Genomic DNA, 1,627 nt, shown 5'->3' on the forward strand with positions numbered 1-1,627 from the left:
GAACGCGTCGTGGCAACGCCGTCGCCACTTCCTGTCATCGCGGTTCCCCGATCTGTTGGTGATTAGCGATAGGCCGCAAGAGAAGGGGCCGCTGCCACGACGTCAGCGGGCTGTGTAAGCCCGAAGTCACCGCGCGCAGCGACCCTCCCCCTTCGTGGGCCAGTACTCCCGGTCTGTGGTGTCAGGCGGGGAGTTTGGAGCCTACGACGTCCAGCTTCTCGATCGTCGGCTCGCTGAACAGTTTGCCCGTCTGCTCGCCGAGAGCGGTCGCAACCGCGCCAGACAGGTGCGCGTCGCGGCCGGCGTCATCGGGGAACACGTCGAAGATCCCGAATGAGGACGGGCCGAGACGGATCGCGAACCACGCGACGGTGGCCGGTTCCTCCTCGACGAGCCCTCGCCCGATGCCGAGAAATTCCTGGACCTCGTCTTCCTTGCCGGGCAGGGCCTCCAGCCTGACAAGCAGTCCCTTCGTCACGCTCATGACGTCACCTCTCCCTGGGTCGAATTGCCCGCAAATTTCGCCACGATCGTATTGCAGAACGCAGGCAGGTCATCGGGTGAGCGGCTGGTGATCAGGTTCCCGTCGACCACGACATCCTGGTCAACGACCTCCGCACCGGCGTTGCGCAGATCCGTGCGGATGCTCGGGAAGGACGTCAAGGTGCGACCTCCGACCACACCCGCCTCGATCAACGTCCAAGGCCCATGACAGATCGCCGCCACGGGCTTGCCACTCTCGACGAAGTCGCGGACGAAGGAAACGGCGTCCTTGTCGACCCGGAGCTGGTCGGGGTTCACCGTGCCGCCGGGAAGCAGCAGGGCGTCGTAGTCGCCCACCGAGGCGTCCGCGATCAAGCCGTCGACGGTGAACGTGCCCGCTTCATCCAGGTCGTCCTTACGGGCCTTGATCTCGCCGTCGTGGATCGAGAGGACCTCGGTCTGAGCGCCGGCCCGTTCCAGTGCTTCGCGGGGCTTCTCGAGCTCAACGCGTTCGACTCCGTCGGCGGCGAGGATGGCGACTCTCTTGCCCTGCAGCGTCTCGGCCATATCAGTTCGCCTTCTTCTCGGTCGACATCCCGGGCTTGATGAGAACCTTGGTCCAACCCTTTGACCGAGCGTCGAAGTTCTTGTACGCGTCGGCGGCTTGGTCCAGCGAGATCTCGTGGGAGACGATCCAGGAAGGGGTCGCCTTGCCGGCGGCGATCAAGTCCCGCAGCTGGCGGTTGTACCGCTTGACCGGGGCCTGACCGCTCCCCAAGGTCTGACCCTTGAACCAATGCATTCCGAAGTCGATGGCCGCCTTTCCCTGCTTGGCCAATTCGTCCTTGGCTCCGGGGTCCTGGGGGACGAACACGCCGACGGTGCCGATTCCTCCGGTGAAACGCACCGCGTTGATGAGCATGTTCATCGTAGCGGCGGTGTCCTCGTTGCCTTGAGGATCGTGGGCCTGGTAACCCACGCATTCGCAGCCCCGGTCAGCTCCCAGCCCCATCGTCTCGTCGAGCACGGCTTGCACGGGATCGACCTTGGAGTCATCGATGGCGATCGCGCCGATCTGCTCGGCCAACGCCAGCCGGTCAGGGTGACGATCGACCACCATCACCTTCGCGGCGCCCTTGATCAT

The 1,627-nt window shown here is 64.7% G+C and carries 3 protein-coding genes; all 3 read right to left on the bottom strand.

Annotation, left to right across the window (positions count from 1 at the left end; translation table 11 throughout):
- Window positions 1-181 precede the first annotated feature (181 nt).
- Complete coding sequence (locus ACI2K6_RS16990; RefSeq protein WP_271174930.1) at window positions 182-484, bottom strand: putative quinol monooxygenase; 303 nt, start codon at window positions 482-484, stop codon at window positions 182-184.
- Window positions 481-1,050, bottom strand: a complete 570-nt coding sequence (locus ACI2K6_RS16995; RefSeq protein WP_404569000.1) for a type 1 glutamine amidotransferase domain-containing protein — start codon at window positions 1,048-1,050, stop codon at window positions 481-483. The genes ACI2K6_RS16990 and ACI2K6_RS16995 overlap by 4 nt, the downstream gene beginning before the upstream one ends.
- A gap of 1 nt (window position 1,051) precedes the next feature.
- Window positions 1,052-1,627: zinc-binding dehydrogenase (locus ACI2K6_RS17000; protein ID WP_404569001.1), on the bottom strand; the 576-nt coding region annotated here is incomplete at its 5' end.

The organism is Microbacterium sp. NPDC006705 (assembly GCF_044903545.1).
GTDB lineage: Bacteria > Actinomycetota > Actinomycetes > Actinomycetales > Microbacteriaceae > Microbacterium > Microbacterium plantarum.